Here is a 15,557-nt window from a genome sequence, read left to right on the forward strand (position 1 = left end):
CGCTCACCCTCGTCTGGGGCACACGCACCGCACTGCGGAACCCCGCACGAACCCCGCCACCCCTGGTCCGGTCCGTTGTCCGGACGCCGCGGGCGGTCGTAGCGTCCCGAGCATGACCCTGCACTCCTCCGTCACCGTGCCCGGCCCCCGTCGGGTCGTCAGCGTCGACCTCGACGCTCCGCTGCCGCGCCTGGTCGCCGACGAGTCGGGTTCCTCCGCGCTCGTCGTCGGCTACCGCGGCGGCTTCCCCGTCACCACCCTCGACGTGCTGCTCACCGCGGACCCGGCCGACGCCGCCCGCGCGATGGCGCCCCTGGTCGACGGCCTCGCACGGACCTCCGGTGCGACGGAGACCCCGATCCCCGACCTCGAGCTCCCGCTCATCTCGATCGTCGTGTCGACCATCGTCACCCGGGTCGAGGACATCCGGAAGCTGCTCGACTTCCTCGAGCACCTCGACTACCCGCGGTACGAGGTCATCCTCGTCGACAACCGCGTGAAGCTGCCCGAGGTCGACGCCCTGCCCGGGCTGCTCGAGGGCCGCGACGTCCGGCTGGTCACCGAACGCCGTCCGGGCTGCTCCGCCGGCCGCAACGCCGGGGTCGCGGCAGCGCACGGCGAGATCATCGCGTTCACGGACGACGACGTCCGGGTCGACGCACAGTGGCTCCGGTCCATCGGCACGCGCTTCGTCCGCGAGCCCGAGGTCGCCGCGGTCACCGGGATGATCCTGCCCGTCGAGCTCGAGACCCCCGCGCAGATCTGGTACGAGGCGTACTACGGCGGCTTCAGCGGCGAGCGCACCTTCCAGCCGGTGACGATCGTGCCGGACGACGTCCCCGGGGTCATGCGGCACGCGCAGGCCCGGGCCGTCCGACCCGACGGCTCGGTGCAGAAGCACTTCGCCGTGTACGGCATCGGCGGCTACGGCGCCGGCGCGAACTGGGCGGTCCGACGGTCGGCGTTCGACGCCGTCGGCGGGTTCGACCCCGTGCTCGGTGCCGGTGTGCCCGCCCGCGGTGGCGAGGACCTGGCGATCTTCATCGACATCCTGTGGAGCGGTGGCCGGATCGGTTTCGAACCCCGTGCGGTCGTGCACCACCGGCACCGGCAGGACCTCGCCGGGCTGCACGGGCAGCTCCACTCGAACGGCGTCGGGTTCACGGCGCTGATGTGCGAGCTCATCGCGAAGGACCGCCGGCACGCGCTCGTGCTCGCGCGGCTGATGCCCCGCGCCGGCAAGATCAAGCTGAAGCAGCTCGTGTCACGACTGGCCGGCCGGCGTGACGCCGCGGCCGAGAGCATCACCGAGGCCTCCACGACCCGGATCCCGCGCTCACTGGCGTACCACGAGTTCCGCGGCTTCCCGGCGGGTCCGGCAGCGTACTTCCGCAGCCGTCGGTTCTGGCGCGAGGTCGAGGAGGGCCGCTTCCGCCCGTAGGCGGGGGTGCAGGAGACGTCCGCACCGGACGGACGGGAGGCCCGTGGCAGCGTCGCCACGGGCCTCCCGTCCGTCCGGTGCATGCGGTGCACGCGGTGTCTGCCGCGCGCGCCGCGCACGCGGAGCGCGGTCGCCCGCGCCGCGGTCAGCCGCGCCGCGACCGCCCGACGACGTACCGCCACGGGCCACCGAGCGCCGCCACGAGCTCGACGCGCTTGAGGCCGGCCGTCGCCTCGCGGAACGCGTCGTCGACCGGCCACCCACCCACGGCGTCCACCGCCGCGGACACCTGGTCGGCGTCGGCACCGGTGCCCTGTCCGAGCGCGCCGAGCTGCCGCAGCGCCCCGACCGCCCGACGCAGCACGGCCAGTGCGGTGCGCGGTCGCAGCATGAGCTTCGCGACCCACGCGCCGAGGCCGGTGCCGTAGCCGAGCGCCTGCGAGCGCAGCGCCGCACGGTCCGGCCGGTGCTTGTGCCAGACGACGGCCGTGGGCTCCACGGCGAGCGCGCCGCCGGAGAACAGCACCCGGGTGAACAGGTCGGGGTCCTCGCCGGCGCGGGCCAGGGTGCCCGGGCCGAGTGCGACGTCGAACCCGCCCAGGGCGAGCGCGGCCGAGCGGCGGAGCGACATGTTGGCCCCGGTGCCGAACGCGCCGACGGAGAACGGGAACAGCGGCAGGTCGGCCGGCGGCGCCGACGTGCGGAACACCCGGCGGTCGGTGTTGCGCGCCCAGGTGACGCGCTCGTCGAAGTACCGCTGCGTGGGGGTCCGGAGTTCGCCGCTGGGCACGAGGCCGGTCACGCAGACGACGTCCGCGTCGCGGGCGTACGCGTCGGCGAGCGCTGCGAGCCAGTGCCGGTCGACGACCACGTCGTCGTCGACGAAGGCGACCACGGCCCCGGACGCGAGGGCGAGTCCGGCGTTCCGTGCGCGCGAGACGCCCGGTCGGGCCTCCAGGACGTACCGCAGCCGCGGGTCCGCGAGCGACGTCACCACGTCGCGGGTGGCGGTGGTGGTGGGCGCGTTGTCGACGACCAGGACCTCGAAGTCGTCGTGCTCGGACGCGAGCACCGAGCGCACGCAGCGGCGCAGGTCGTCCGGCCGGTCGCGGGTGCCGATGACGACGGAGATGCGCCCGACCGGCGTCCCCGCGGGGGCGTCCGGGAGGCCCGTGGTGCGCAGCGCGCGCAGGGCCGGTCCCAGCTCGGCCGGGTCCACGCCGCCGTCCGCGTCGACGCTGACGTCGACGAACCCGGCGATCTCGCGTCCGTCACGGACGAGCAGGCGGGCGCGGCGGAAGCCGGTGGCACCGGCGAGTTCGACGCCGGACGCGGCGAGCGCCTCCTGCCGGTCGACGGCGCCGACCCAGGCCGCGCCGGCCCAGGCGGGCACGTCCGGGGACGGCATCGCGGGCGTGAGCGTGAGCACGCGGGTGGTGGTGGCCTGCTGGTCGGTCATGGTCCGATGCTCCGGTGGGGCTGCTGCGGGGTCAACGGCGGCCGCCCGCGGTTGCGGCGACGGTCGTCCGACTTGCGGTTTGCCGCCAGTGCACACTCCCCGGACGGTAGGATCGTGAGGACGACTCGGCGGCAGCACGCCGGGCACGAGGAGGACGCATGTCGATGGGCCCCACCGACGAGCTCGGCGCCGTGCTCCCCTCGGAACAGAGCGTCTTCGTGGTCGACGCCGTGACCTGCGTCTGCGGCCACGTGCAGGATGCCCACGAGCACTACCGTCCGGGCACGGACTGCGCGCTCTGCGACTGCCAGAAGTTCCGCAAGAAGCGCTGATCCGGCCCTTTCGAGCACTGACCGATCGGGGGTGGTGCGGGAAACCGCCGCTTCCCCGCAGACGGGCACGGGTCGCCTTGTCGGCCCCGGAACGGCGCGGTTAGCGTCGCGTCCATGGCCATCTCCCCCGCGGTTCCCGCGTGCATCGTCCTCGCCCACGAGGACCCGGCACACGTGCGCCGGCTCGTCGAGGCGCTCGACCCGTTCCCGGTGTTCCTGCACTGCGACGCGCGCACCCCCGAGACGGTGTTCCGCGCCATGACCGACGGGCTGCCGGACCGCGTCCGGCTGCTCCCCCGCATCCGGACCGGCTGGGCCCGCTGGGAGAACGTCGCCGCCGAGGTGTCCGGCTACCGGGCCGCCCTGGCCGAGACCGACGCCTCGCACGTGGCCGTGCTGACCGGCAGCGACTACCCGCTCGCGAACCCCACCGAGATCACAGCCCTGCTCGAGGCCCACCGGGAGGAGTCGTTCATCTCGGTCAACCCGCTGCCGTTCGCACCGTGGGGCCGCGACGGCGGCATCTCCCGCATCCGGTTCCGGCACTGGGCGTGGCGGAAGCACATGCTCCGGCTGCCGGTCCCCCGCCGCGTGCCGGCGAACATCTCCTTCGCCGGGGGCTCACAGCTCAAGGTCCTCGCCCGCCGGCACGCCGCCGCCGTCGTGGACACCGTCGACCAGCGCCCCGACCTGGTCCGGTTCTGGCAGCGCACCTGGGTCGCCGACGAGACCTTCGTGCCGTCGGTGCTCAACTCGCCGTCGCTGACGCCGGGGTTCGCCGACGAGCACGTCTCCCAGCCGCTCTGGTGGATCGGGTGGGACGGCACGGCCCGGAAGAGCCCGCCGTGGTTGACCGTCGCTGACGCGGGGCAGCTGCTCGAGCGTCGGACGGACGCGGACGTCGAGGTGCAGCACCTGTTCGCGCGGAAGTTCTCGACCGACCGGAGCGGTGACCTGCTCGACGTCGTGGACGCGGCCTTCGGGCTGCGCCAGGGCGCGGGCGCGGCGACGGGGTCGGCGTCGCCGCGGCAGGATGCGGCAGCGGTGGTCGCACCGTGAGCTTCCCCCCGCAGACCCGCCGTGAGGCCCGCGCAGCGCGCGAGGCACCCGTCCCCGTCGCCGCCGCCGTGCCCGAGTCGCTCGACACCGGTTCGGTCGCGGTGCGGAAGGGCGCCTCCGTCCTGTTCGGCCGCGGCCTGCTGTACGTCGTCGTCTGGTCGATGCAGCTCGTCGTCTCGTCGCTCATCTCCCCGGTGCTCGCACACCTCATGCCGCCGGCCGAGTTCGGCGTGCTCGCCTCGGCCATCGCCCTGTACCAGGCGCTCGTCGTCCTGGCCGTGCTCGGCATCGACCAGGCGTCGGTGCTGCAGCGCGCCGAGGACGGCGACGACCGCCGGGCGCGCGGCCTGCTCGCCGTCGGCATGGTCACCGCGATCGTCGTCACCGTCGCCGCGCTCACCACGATCCCGGTCTGGGCCGACGCCGCCGGCTTCGTCGGCAACCACCCGCTGCTCCTCGTCGCGGTGCTCTGGACCGGCCCCGCCGCCATCGTGCAGATCTCGCTGGCGCTGCTCGTCGCCCAGGACCGCATCCGGGTCTTCGCGGTCACGAGCCTGCTGTCCTCGATCGGCGGCTCGGTCATCGGCCTCGGGCTCCTCACCTGGGTGCAGGCCGACGCGACCACCTACGCGTGGGGCGGCGTCGTCGCCCAGGGCGTGGCGATGGTCATCGGCATCGCGGCGACCCGTCCGCGTCTGGCCGGCCTGTTCGACCGCAGGACCACCGCCCGGGCGTTCCGCCTCGGCGTGCCGATCGCCCTCGGCAACCTGTCGTACTTCGTGCTGAACGCCGGCGACCGGATCGTCGTCCAGCGGCTGCTCGGCCCGGACGAGGTGGCCCGCTACCAGATCGCCTACGTCGTCGGCTCGGCCGTCATCCTGCTCCTGACCTTCACGAACCAGGCCTGGGCGCCGCACTTCGCCGCCCTCCGCGACCCGGTCGCCCGCCGGCAGCTCGCCATGCACTCCCGCGACGAGCTGTACAAGATGCTCGGACCGGTCCTGCTCGCCGTGACCCTGGTGTCACCGGTCGCGCTGCCGATCCTCGCCCCGGCGTCGTACCGCGTGCAGGAGCTCTCCGTCGTCGTCTTCGTCGTCGCGATCACCGCGTTCCCCGTCGTCGCGAGCGGCGCGACCGGTCGCCTGCTCCTGGTCGAACGCCGCGGTGTCGCCGTCGGGGTGATCGCCGCGATCGCCGGCGCCGTGAACATCGGCGCGAACCTCGTGCTCGTGCCCGTGCTCGGCATCGCCGGCGCGGGTCTCGCCACCGTCGTCGCCTACGCGATCCTGGCCGCCATGCAGTTGCTGGCCCTGCCCGACCGCCGCGAGTGGCGCGGACCGGGAGCCCGGATCGTCCTGACGACCCTCGCCGCGCTCGTCGTGGCCGCCGCGTCCCTGCTCCTGCCGCAGGACGTGCTCTGGAACTGGGTCCGCGTCGCCGGGGTGGTCGCCTGCCTCCCCTGGTTCCTCCGCCGACTGAAGACCGCAAGGGGTGGTGTCTCGTGAGACCGCGACAGACTGCGACCGACGGCACCCGCCGACTCCGCGTCGGCGTGCTGGTGACCGGACTCGCCATCACCGGCGGACTCGAACGCTGCGTGCTCGAGGACACTCGCGAGCTCCTCGCCGCCGGCCACGAGGTCGAGGTCTGGCACCGGAACGCCCAGTCCCCGCGCGCCGCCGAGGGCCCGCTGCCCTACGAGGCGATGGGCGTGCGCCTGGTGGAAGCAACCGACTACCGGTTCGGCATCACCACCGCGCTCCGCGACGCCTGGCGCTTCGCCCGCGAGGGACTGCGGATCCGACGATCACACCTCGACGTCCTCTGGTTGAACCGCCCCGAGTACCTGCCGTTCGGCCGGGTCGCGTCGCTCGTCTCCGGCGTCCCGCTCGCGGTGCACCTGCACCACGCGCCGAACTACCGGCGGCTCGGACCGATCGCCGGCGGCCGCACCCGCTACTTCGCCGTCTCGCACGCGATGGCGCGTGCCTGGGCCGCGTCCGGCGTGCCGACGGACCGCATCACGATCGTGCCGAACGGCGTCGACACCGACGCGTTCCCGGCCGCGACCCCGGCGTCGGTGCACGACGCCCGCGCGGCACTCGGCATCGCCGAGGACACCCCGACGGTGCTCTACTACGGTCGGCTCACCCGGTCGAAGGGCGTGCTCGCCCTCCTGGAGGCGTGGGGTCGCGTCCGTACGACCGCCGCGGCACGCGTGCCGGTCACCACTCCCCCCGTGGCCGGTCACGCGGCGCCCGCGCCGCTCCTCGTGCTGGCCGGTGCCCTCTACCCGGAGGAAGCCGACGCCGTGCACGCCGCGATCGACGCGCTCCCCGCCGGTTCCGTGCTCGTGCTCCCCGAGCGGGACGACGTCGTCCCGCTCCTGCACGCCGCCGACGTCGTGGTGGCGCCGTCCATCGAGCCCGAGGGCTTCGGGCGGGTCGTGGTCGAGGCGATGTCCGCCGGCCGTCCCGTCGTCGCGGCAGCATCGGGCGGCACCGGGGAGATCCTGTCGGGTGACTGGGCGCGGTACACCGTCGACCCGGCCGACCCCGACGCACTGGCGGAGAAGCTGCTCGACACCCTCGACGACGCCGAGCGCGACCCGTCCCTCGCCGCCCGGTGCCGCGCGTGGGTGCGTGACCGCTACGGGCGCGAGCCGCACGTGCGTGCGCTGCTGCAGGCGCTGCTGGCACACGCCCGGCGCTGACCGGGCCGGGCCCGGCGTCGTCTGCGCGCACCGGGCGGAGGCGTCGGTCTGCGCCGGGCTCCGCGCCGTCAGCCGGCGGTGGGTTCCGTGGACGGCAGCGTGGCCCGGGGGCTCTCGCCGTCCGCGGGCACGTCGATCGTCATCCAGTCGACCAGCAACGACCCGGCGGCGTCCCGGGGCGGCAGGCCCTCGAGCGATCCCGTCTGCACGACCAGGTGCATGCGCTCCACGGGGATGTCCTGGGTGGTGCTCCCGACGACCTCGTCGTCGACCAGGAACGACATCCGCGACGGCGTCCACTCGATCGTGTACGTGTGCCAGTCGGCCAGCGACGCGTCGGTCTCGTGGTGGATGCACTTCTCGGCCGGGTCGACCAGGCAGTGCACGTTGAGCCAGGCGGGCGCACCGAGCGCACCCTCGGGGAAGTCGATCTCGCCGTGCGCCCAGACGTTCTCGTCGCTCCAGAGCAGCACCGCCACCCCGTAGCCGTCGACCTCGTCGCTCTTCATCCGGATGCTGTACCGGCCGGAGGTCTGACCGCCCCATCGTCCGTCGACGAGCGGCACGACCCCGCCGGCGAGCGGGGTGCCCGCCTTCGTCGTGCGCAGGTGCATGTCGAGCATCCCGTCGTGGGCGCTCAGCGTGGACGCCTGGTACCGACCGGTCCCCGCGGTGTCCGCGAAGCCGTGGTAGACGGTGAACCGGTCGTCGTAGGCCGCCTCGAACCCGCCGGACGGGGCGGACTCGTCGAAGTCCTCGGAGAACACCCGCTTCCAGCCGTCCCCGTCGCCGGTCGGCATCGCGACCCCACTGGGTGCGGGGCCGACGGAGGTCGTGCCGGTGGTCGCCGCGGCGACGGCACCGACCGCGACCACCAGGGCGGCGGCCACGATCGCGACCCGTCGTCCCCGTGTCCAGAGCGGCGTGCGGTGACGGGAGGTGCCGAAGCCGTGCGCGGGTGGGGCGCCGTGCGCGGCGGCCGACTGCTCGGCGACGGGGCGGGGGCCGTCATCGTCCGGGGTCATCCAGCTGTCCATGCGCGGACCTCCGAGAGACCGACGTTGATCGTGCTGTTCGACACCCCGGTGGTGGTGAACCGCACCCAGGTGACGTTGCGGGCGGTGAAGTCGACCGTCCGGGCGCTGCCGTCGTTCGGGAGCTCGCCCACGGCGACCTGGCTGCCGTCCGAGAACGTCAGCGTGCCGCTCGTGATCTGGTCGTCGCTGTTCGGACGGTCGTGCAGGACGATGCGCTGGAGCGCGACCGGGGCAGCCCAGTCGAGCTGGATCCAGATGCCGGTGCGTCCCCAGGGCACGGCCCACTCGGCGGTGTGGTCGACCGGGTGGCCGGACACCACGCCGTCGACGGCCTTCGCGACGGTCTGGCCGTCGGCCGGGTTGTCGGCGATCGCCGTCGGGGTCGCCGAGCCGGTGACGTCCCGCAGGCCCGGAGTGGGCGTCGGGGTGGGAGTCGGCGTCGGCGTGGGCGTCGGAGTCGGGGTCGGGGTCGGCGTCGGCGTCGGCGTCGGCGTCGGCGTCGGCGTCGGCGTCGGCGTCGGCGTCGGCGTCGGCGTCGGCGTCGGCGTCGTACCGCCGTTGCTCGCCGGAGAGAACGCCCGGATCTCGGCGAGCCCCACGTTCTGCGTCCCGCCACTGACCGAGGTCACCGTGAACCGCACCCACCTGACACTGCGCGCCGCGAACGTGATCCGCTGCACCGCACCACTATTGTTCAACGCCGGCACCGTCACACTCGAACCGTCCGAGAACGTCAACGTCCCACCCAGCACCTGGTCCACCGCGTTCGGACGATCAGCGAGGTCGACCGCGTCCAACGCCGTCGCCCCCGCCCACCCGAGCTGGATCCACGTCCCCGCACGACCAGACGGCGCGACCCACTCCGCCGTCGGCGCATCCGGGTACCCGCTCACCACACCGTCGACCGCCTTCACGGCCGTCTGACCATCAGCCGGGTTCTCCGCACTCGCCGTCACCGACGCCGAACCCGTCACGTCCCTGTGTGCGGGGGTCGGGTCCGTGGGGTCGGTGGGGTCGGTGGGGTCCGTCGGCACCGGCGAGCCGGCGGTGTACTGCCGGCTGAGCCACGAGGTCTCGGGTCGAGCCGAGCAGGCCTCGTACGAGGCGCAGGTCTCACTGTCGTGCGCGGCGTAGGTGAAGAACGCGTCGGCCTTCGCCTGGGTCTCGGCCGTCGTCAGGTTCGCCGGACGGTCGGCGATCGGGTACCCCATGTACCCGGTGAAGCCGTGCGCGCCGGTGTACTGCTGCTGCACCTGGTCGGTCAGGTACGCGACCGTGTGGTGGTCGCTGTGGTCCCCGTCGCCGTACTCGCCCTTGTGGTCGAGCGTGTGGATGTCCGTCGGTGCGAAGTCCTGCACGATCCCCTGCAGCGTCGCCCGGAGCTGCGCGAGCGTGTACGTGGCGGCGTGCGGGGCATCGGCGACGGTGTGCAGCGTGTCCATGTCGCCCGTGTACAGGCGCTGGAGGCTCTCGTAGCCGTTCGCCCAGAAGCCGTTGCCCTCGACGTTGCCGTCCGGCAGGTCCATGAAGACCAGGCTGATCCGCGGGTCGGCGGTCAGGGTCTCGGTGAGCAGGGTCCGTCCGGCGACCGTCGTGGAGCCGGTCGTCGACGCCGGGTCGACGCCGGCCATGCTCGCGTAGGCGGCCATCAGCCCGACCTGGCGTTCCTGCCAGTACCAGTCGGGCTTGCCGGCGTCACCGGCCGTGACGATGACGGAGCGCACGCAGCGCCCCGCGTCGATGTCCTTCCGCAGGTCCGTGCCCTGGAAGAGCAGGTCGTCGTCGGGGTGGGCGACGACGTTGAGCACCCGCCCGGCGCTGCAGTCGGCCGCCGCGGCCACGGCGGGCTGGACCACGAGGTTCGGCGCGACCAGCACGGCGAGCACCGTGGCGAGCACGCCCGCGACGGACGCGACGGTGGCCCGTCGCGTCCGTCGCGGTCTGTCGGAGGTCGGTTCAGTCGGTTGCATGGCGCAGGCCCTCCGTCGTCAGCTCGTACATCGCGGTCGTCCCCGACGACCAGACCCGCTTCCAGTAGGGCGAGGACGCCATGGCGGCGGCGAGCTCCTGGTAGTCGGCGTCGCTCTGGTAGCCGTACCGCTCGTCGTAGGCGCCGAAGGGCTCCGCGACCAGGGCGTAGTAGCCGGTGGCCGACCAGTTCACGACGAGTTCCCGCGTCACGTTCGACAGGTCCGCCTCGGCGTCGTAGCCGCCGGTCGGGTCCGGGTACGGGCCGAGGGCTTCGCGGGACAGGTAGCCCACGTCGAAGTACCGCGCGCCGGTGTTGCTCGGGACGGCGTTGGCCGACCCGGTGAGCAGCATCACGGAGCCCGCGGGTGCCGTGCGGTCGTAGTACTGCGTCGCCGCGGACTGGCTCCGGGTCATGACGCGGTTCCAGTCGAGCGAGGTCTGCCCGAACGCACCGATCGCGACGAGCGCCGCCACCGCTGCTCCGGCGACCGCGAACCGCACCGCGGTCGGACGCATCCCCCGCTGCAGGACCGCCCCGACCGGGGCGAACCGACCGGCGGGCATCGGGAGCGCCGCCGCCAGGATCGCGATCCACGGCGTCGCGAAGAGCACGACGCGGAAGACGCCCTCCTGGCCGTAGTTCGTCGCGACGAGCAGCGAGATCGGGCTCGCGGCGGTGGCGAGGAGCGCCCAGTGCGTCCGGTCACGCCGCATCAGGACGGTCACCACGGCGATGAGTCCGAGCACCACGAGCGCAGCTGCCGGGATGTCGAACGCCAGACGCGTGACGAGCGGCTTCGGCAGGACCGTCATGTCGTGCGCGGGCGGCTGCACGTTGTCGAGCACCCGTCCGACCGCCGCGAGCGACAGGAACCGCCCGAGGATGTCGCCGTTCAGCGCGGCGAAGACCACCGCCGGCACGAGCACGACGGCGGGCAGCCACCAGGGGCGGAGCATCCGGAACACGATGAGCGTGACGAGTGCGGCGACCGTCAGGTACGGCGAGATCTGGTGGGTCACGGCGAGCACGATGCCGATGAGGGTGATCGCGACGATCCGCGAGAGCCCCACGCGCCGTGCCCGCGGCTTGGCGGCGACGGAGCCGTCGGCGGTGGTGGCGGCGGCATCGCGCAGCGGTCCGGTGGCGAGCACGAGGATCACGATCGACATCAGGATGCCGGTCGACTGCGGCGAGAAGTACGTGGTGTTGAGCGAACCGGTCATCGCGGTCAGCAGCGCTGCGATCCACGGCCGACGGGCGCCGGGCAACCAGTGCGCCGCGAGCACGCCGACCGCGATGGTCGTGCTGAAGGCGAGCAGGACCGGCACCCACGCGGCGATGAGGATCGTGTTGACGATGCCCCCGACGTCGGCGACCCATGCGGCGCCGGCGAACAGGCCGGACCAGGTCTGGAAGATGTCGGCCGACGGGTTGGTCCCACCGAACTGGCGGATGTACTCGACGACACCGATGTGCCTCGCGGCGGCGGTCACGGTGGGCACGCCGTACGTGATCGCCTGGGCGAGCTGCACGACGCCGCCGAGCACGACGACGGGCACGGCGAGCGCGCGGCCGCGGACCAGGGCGATGACCGCCGCGGCGACGACGAGCACCAGGCCGACGACCAGGCCGGGGCCGAGCGAGCCGAACAGTCCGGCGGGCACCGGGTCGCCCATGTGGGTGAGCGCGGCGACGACCACCACGACGAGCCCGCCGAGCGAGAGCGCCGTCACCGTGGCGGTCGTGCTCCACCGGGGCCGGGCGGTCTCCCGGTGCACGAGGCCGGCGCGACGGAGCTCCGCCAGGTCACGCGGCACCGAGACGGCGAGCGCCGCCGCGGTGAGCACGACGACACCGACGAAGGGGACCGTCGGCGCCCAGATGTGGAAGGTCGCCATGGTGTAGCCGATGCCGATCGTGCCGACGAGCGACCCGGTGACGGCGAGGACGGCGAACCGTGCGAGGGACATCGGACGGACGAGCAGCATCGGGGCGACCCCGAGCAGCGCGAACAGGAAGACCGCGACGGCGCTCGCCCGCAGCGTGGGCAGCTCGACGACGCTGCCGACGGCGGCCAGCACGAGCGTCAGCACGACGATCGCGGCGGCGCCGAGTCGGGCCACCGGGCTCATCGCGCCGCCCGGGGTCGGTCGTGCCGGCCCCGCGGTGTCGAGGCCGCGCTGCAGCTCGTGGCGACCGTGCGCCGTCCGGTCGATCGTCCCCGCGCCGCCCATGCGTTCGCGGAGCGCCAGGACCGGTGCGGTGAGCACGGATCGCCGCTCGACGCGACGCAACCGGCGCTTCGTCGCCGCGAACTCCGCGTCGACGGCGTCGACGGCGTCGACGGTGTCCGCGTCACGCGCGGCGCCCGTCCCGTGGCCGTTCGCCGGAGCAGCGTCGGCAGCGTCGTCGCCCTGCTCGAGGCCGAGGCGTGCGAAGGCGCTGATGGCCTCCGGCGCCGCGTCCACCGAGGCGGTCAGCGTGTCGCGGTCGAGTGCGTTCTTGGTCATCCAGGCTCCGAGTCCGTGGCCGTGCGCGGCAGCGGCGGCGCGGAGCGACGCGACGTCGTCCGCCGATCGCTGCCACGCGATCGCGGCCGGTTCGACGGCGATCGCGGATCCGGCGAACAGCAGTCGTGTGAAGAGGTCGAGGTCGTCGCCACCGCCGACGCGGGTGCCGGGACCGAAGGCGGTGTCGAACCCGCCGATCCGGAGCGCGGTCGCGCGGTGCACGGCGAGGTTCGCGCCGGTGCCGTAGGCCGAGGCGGCGAAGGGGTGCAGCGGGAGGTCGTCGACCGGGTCGTCGAGCCGGAACACCCGCCGGTGAACGGTCCGCCCACCGGGGGTGCGGTCGTCGTGCCAGCGCTGCGCCGGCGTCCGGAGCTCGGCACTCGGCACGAGCCCGGTGACGCAGGCCACGTCGGGGTCGGCCGCGAAGGCACGGGCGATGGCGGCGATCCAGTCGCCGTCCACGACGGCACCCTCGTCCACGAACGCGACGACGTCGCCGGTCGCGACGAGCAGGCCGGCGTTCCGCGCGGCGGCGAGGCCGCCGTCGGGCGCGGGGATGGTGGTGACGCGACGTCCGCTGATGTCGACCGTCGCCACGCCGCTGTCGTCGGCGCCGTGCGAGACGACGACGACGTCGAAGTCGGCGTGCCCGTTGGCGAGCACCGACCGCATGGTCGTGCCGGCGGCGCCGTCCGTGCAGAGCACCACGGTGACGGACGGCAGCACCAGACCTGCTGCCGGCCGACGCTCGGGTGCCGGCATGGGCCGGATCGCGCGCTGGAGCGCACGGACGTCGATGGTGCCGCCGATGCGACGGCGTTCGGTGATCTCGGCCTCGACGAAGCCGAGGGGCTCGCCGTGGTCGCGGACGAGCAGGCGGGCACGCCCGTACCCGGCGGATCCCTGCAGGGCGATGACGTCCCGGTGGCTCGACGCGTGCACGTCGGCACGGTCGACCTCGCCGACCCAGAGCGCGCCGTCCCAGGTGGGGACGAGCGGCCCGGTCACGACCGGCGAGAGGACCATCGCCAGGGTCGCGCGGGTCACGGTGTGCCCACCGGCTGCGGGAGCGGTGCGGGTGCGGGCGGGGTCCGCACGACTACGGTTCCGAGGACCCGGCCGACGGCGTAGCCCGCGACCGTCGAGACGACGGAGAGCGCGATGGCGTACGCCCGCAGGCCTCCGCCACGACCGACGTGGCGCAGTTCGCGCAGCACGGCGCCCGGGATCACCCGGGTCAGGTAGGTCGACTCGCTGGCGAGCGAGTCGCCGGTGCCGACCCGACGGCTCAGCACCGCCTTCGAGATGCCCTCGTAGTAGCTGCGGCGGCGCAGGTAGCGCATCGTCACGCGGTCCGGGGAGACCCGGTGCGAGACGTTCGAGCGCGGTTCGTGCCGGATCCGCGCGCCGGGACGGGCCTGGGCGATGCGGATGCAGAGTTCGGTCTCCTCGCAGCCGAGCGGCTGGTTGCCGACGCGGCCGATGCCGGAGCGGAAACCGCCAGCGAGCAGGATCGCGTCGCGGCGGAACGCCATGCTCGACCCGATGACGTTGCGGACGTCGCCCGGGGTCTCGGGCAGCCCGCGGTACGAGCACCCGACGATCCAGAGCAGTTCGTCGGCGTACGGGCCGGGGCCGGTCGCGGTCGGCCAGGACGGCGTGGCACGACCGCCGACACCGACGACGTCGGGGTCCTCGAGCGCGGTGAGCATGTGCCCGAGCCAGTCGGGGTCCGCGGTGGCGTCGTCGTCCAGGAACGCGACGACGTCGGCGTCGGTCAGGGCGACACCGGTGTTCCGGGCCCCGGAGAGTCCGCGGTCCTCGGTGTTCGGGACGACCCGGAGTTCCGGCCAGCGCGCGGCGGCGCGGGCCAGGAGCTCGGGCTCGTGGTCGATGACGACGACGACCTCGGGGCCCTCGGGCTGGCGCTTGGCCGACTCGACGCTGTCCTGCAGGTCACCCCAGCGCTGCTGGGTGTAGGCGCAGATGACGACCGCGACGGTCGTCACGCGACGTCCTCCTCGAGGGCGACGACGGACGCGACGGCGGCAGCCCCGGCGACGGACGCCCCGGCGACGGCGGACGCAGCGACGGGGGTCGCGACGGACGCAGCGACCGGCGCCGCAGCGACGGGAGCAGCAGCAACCGGCGCAGCAGCCGGCGCGGCGAGCTGCTCGGCCGGCGGCACGACGCTCATCGCCGCGCGACGGACCTCGGCACGGCCGATCGCGGCACGACGACGCTCGTGCATGATCGACTTCAGCACGCGGATGCCGTCGGTCACGGCGTTGAGGTTGCTCGAACCGTGCACGCGGAGCTTCTCGTGGCTCGGCACCTCGGTGATCGCGAGCTCGGCGGCCGACCAGCGGCAGGTCAGGACGGTCTCGATCTCGAACCCGTCGCCCCACAGCATCGAACCGTCGGCCGGCTTCGGCAGCTCGGACGACAGCAGACCGATCTCCGGCAGGACGTCCGCCCAGAAGGCGTTGTAGCCGTAGCAGAGGTCGCTGTAGCGGGTGCCGAGGATGATGTTGCAGAGCATGTTCAGGCCGCGGTTGCCCATGTTCCGGACGATCGTGATGTCGTCGCTGCCACCGCCGAGCGAGTACCGGGTGCCCTTCGCGACGTCGGCGCCGTCGACGAGTGCCTGGACGAACCGCGGGATCTCGTCGGGGTCCGCGGAGCAGTCGGCGTCGAACATGACGACGATGTCGCCGGTGACGGCCTCGAAGCCGCAGGCCAGGGCGTTGCCCTTGCCCTTGCGGGTCTGGTGCACGACGCGGATGTCGGGCATCACGCGCTGGGCGGCGGCGATGGTGTCGTCGACGGAGTTGCCGTCGACCAGGATCACCTCGTACACGGGCGGGAGCTTCGGGAGGATGATCTCGAGGTTGCGGGCCTCGTTCCGTGCCGGGATGACGACGGAGACCCTCGGGTCTGCAGGGCGAACGGTACGTGCGGGCATGGCGCGGTCCTGTCGGGTCAGGGTTGCTGTCGGGTGGTGGCTCGTCGAGACGAGCGGCGCGTCCTCGGA

11 protein-coding genes are annotated in these 15,557 nt (G+C 73.7%); 5 read left to right on the top strand and 6 right to left on the bottom strand.

What is annotated here, in order from left to right; all coding sequences use genetic code 11:
• The first annotated feature begins 112 nt into the window (after positions 1-112).
• Positions 113-1,441 carry a glycosyltransferase gene (locus DEJ08_RS11495; RefSeq protein ID WP_111033421.1) on the top strand — a complete coding sequence of 443 codons (1,329 nt, stop codon included), beginning with the start codon at positions 113-115 and terminating at the stop codon, positions 1,439-1,441.
• 145 nt (positions 1,442-1,586) lie between these two features.
• Here DEJ08_RS11495 and DEJ08_RS11500 read toward each other — a convergent pair whose 3' ends face one another.
• Entirely contained in the window at positions 1,587-2,900 is a 1,314-nt protein-coding gene (locus DEJ08_RS11500) for a glycosyltransferase family 2 protein (protein WP_111054683.1), read from the bottom strand.
• Positions 2,901-3,058: 158 nt separating this feature from the next.
• On the opposite strand from DEJ08_RS11500, the gene DEJ08_RS11505 reads away from it, so the two are divergent.
• The 4 genes from DEJ08_RS11505 to DEJ08_RS11520 all read left to right on the top strand — a co-directional run bounded on the left by DEJ08_RS11505 (position 3,059) and on the right by DEJ08_RS11520 (position 7,004).
• On the top strand, positions 3,059-3,232 hold the full coding sequence (locus DEJ08_RS11505; RefSeq protein WP_163343513.1) for a hypothetical protein: 174 nt from the start codon (positions 3,059-3,061) through the stop codon (positions 3,230-3,232).
• 114 nt (positions 3,233-3,346) lie between these two features.
• On the top strand, positions 3,347-4,291 hold the full coding sequence (locus DEJ08_RS11510) for a beta-1,6-N-acetylglucosaminyltransferase (RefSeq protein WP_111054682.1): 945 nt from the start codon (positions 3,347-3,349) through the stop codon (positions 4,289-4,291).
• The gene (locus DEJ08_RS11515; RefSeq protein WP_111054681.1) at positions 4,288-5,796 is read left to right on the top strand and encodes a lipopolysaccharide biosynthesis protein; all 1,509 of its coding nucleotides are present in this window, start codon (positions 4,288-4,290) and stop codon (positions 5,794-5,796) included. Before DEJ08_RS11510 ends, DEJ08_RS11515 begins: the two co-directional genes overlap by 4 nt.
• Positions 5,793-7,004 (top strand): glycosyltransferase family 4 protein, encoded by a 1,212-nt coding sequence (locus tag DEJ08_RS11520; protein ID WP_181439003.1) that lies wholly within the window; start codon positions 5,793-5,795, stop codon positions 7,002-7,004. Before DEJ08_RS11515 ends, DEJ08_RS11520 begins: the two co-directional genes overlap by 4 nt.
• A gap of 68 nt (positions 7,005-7,072) precedes the next feature.
• Here DEJ08_RS11520 and DEJ08_RS11525 read toward each other — a convergent pair whose 3' ends face one another.
• Genes DEJ08_RS11525 through DEJ08_RS11545 form a run of 5 tightly spaced genes read right to left on the bottom strand, consistent with a single transcriptional unit; the run spans position 7,073 to position 15,488 of the window.
• Positions 7,073-8,041 carry a glycoside hydrolase family 16 protein gene (locus DEJ08_RS11525; protein ID WP_111054679.1) on the bottom strand — a complete coding sequence of 323 codons (969 nt, stop codon included), beginning with the start codon at positions 8,039-8,041 and terminating at the stop codon, positions 7,073-7,075.
• The gene (locus DEJ08_RS11530) at positions 8,026-10,011 is read right to left on the bottom strand and encodes a DUF7402 domain-containing protein (RefSeq protein ID WP_284180464.1); all 1,986 of its coding nucleotides are present in this window, start codon (positions 10,009-10,011) and stop codon (positions 8,026-8,028) included. The genes DEJ08_RS11525 and DEJ08_RS11530 overlap by 16 nt, the downstream gene beginning before the upstream one ends.
• Complete coding sequence (locus DEJ08_RS11535) at positions 9,998-13,570, bottom strand: glycosyltransferase (protein ID WP_111054677.1); 3,573 nt, start codon at positions 13,568-13,570, stop codon at positions 9,998-10,000. The genes DEJ08_RS11530 and DEJ08_RS11535 overlap by 14 nt, the downstream gene beginning before the upstream one ends.
• A complete protein-coding gene (locus DEJ08_RS11540; protein WP_071246821.1) occupies positions 13,567-14,532 on the bottom strand; it encodes a glycosyltransferase family 2 protein in 966 nt (321 codons plus the stop codon). The genes DEJ08_RS11535 and DEJ08_RS11540 overlap by 4 nt, the downstream gene beginning before the upstream one ends.
• Positions 14,529-15,488, bottom strand: coding sequence for a glycosyltransferase family 2 protein (locus DEJ08_RS11545; protein ID WP_258367093.1), 960 nt, complete (start codon positions 15,486-15,488; stop codon positions 14,529-14,531). The genes DEJ08_RS11540 and DEJ08_RS11545 overlap by 4 nt, the downstream gene beginning before the upstream one ends.
• Positions 15,489-15,557: the final 69 nt, after the last annotated feature.

The organism is Curtobacterium sp. MCLR17_054, assembly GCF_003234335.2.
Classification (GTDB): Bacteria; Actinomycetota; Actinomycetes; order Actinomycetales; family Microbacteriaceae; genus Curtobacterium; species Curtobacterium flaccumfaciens.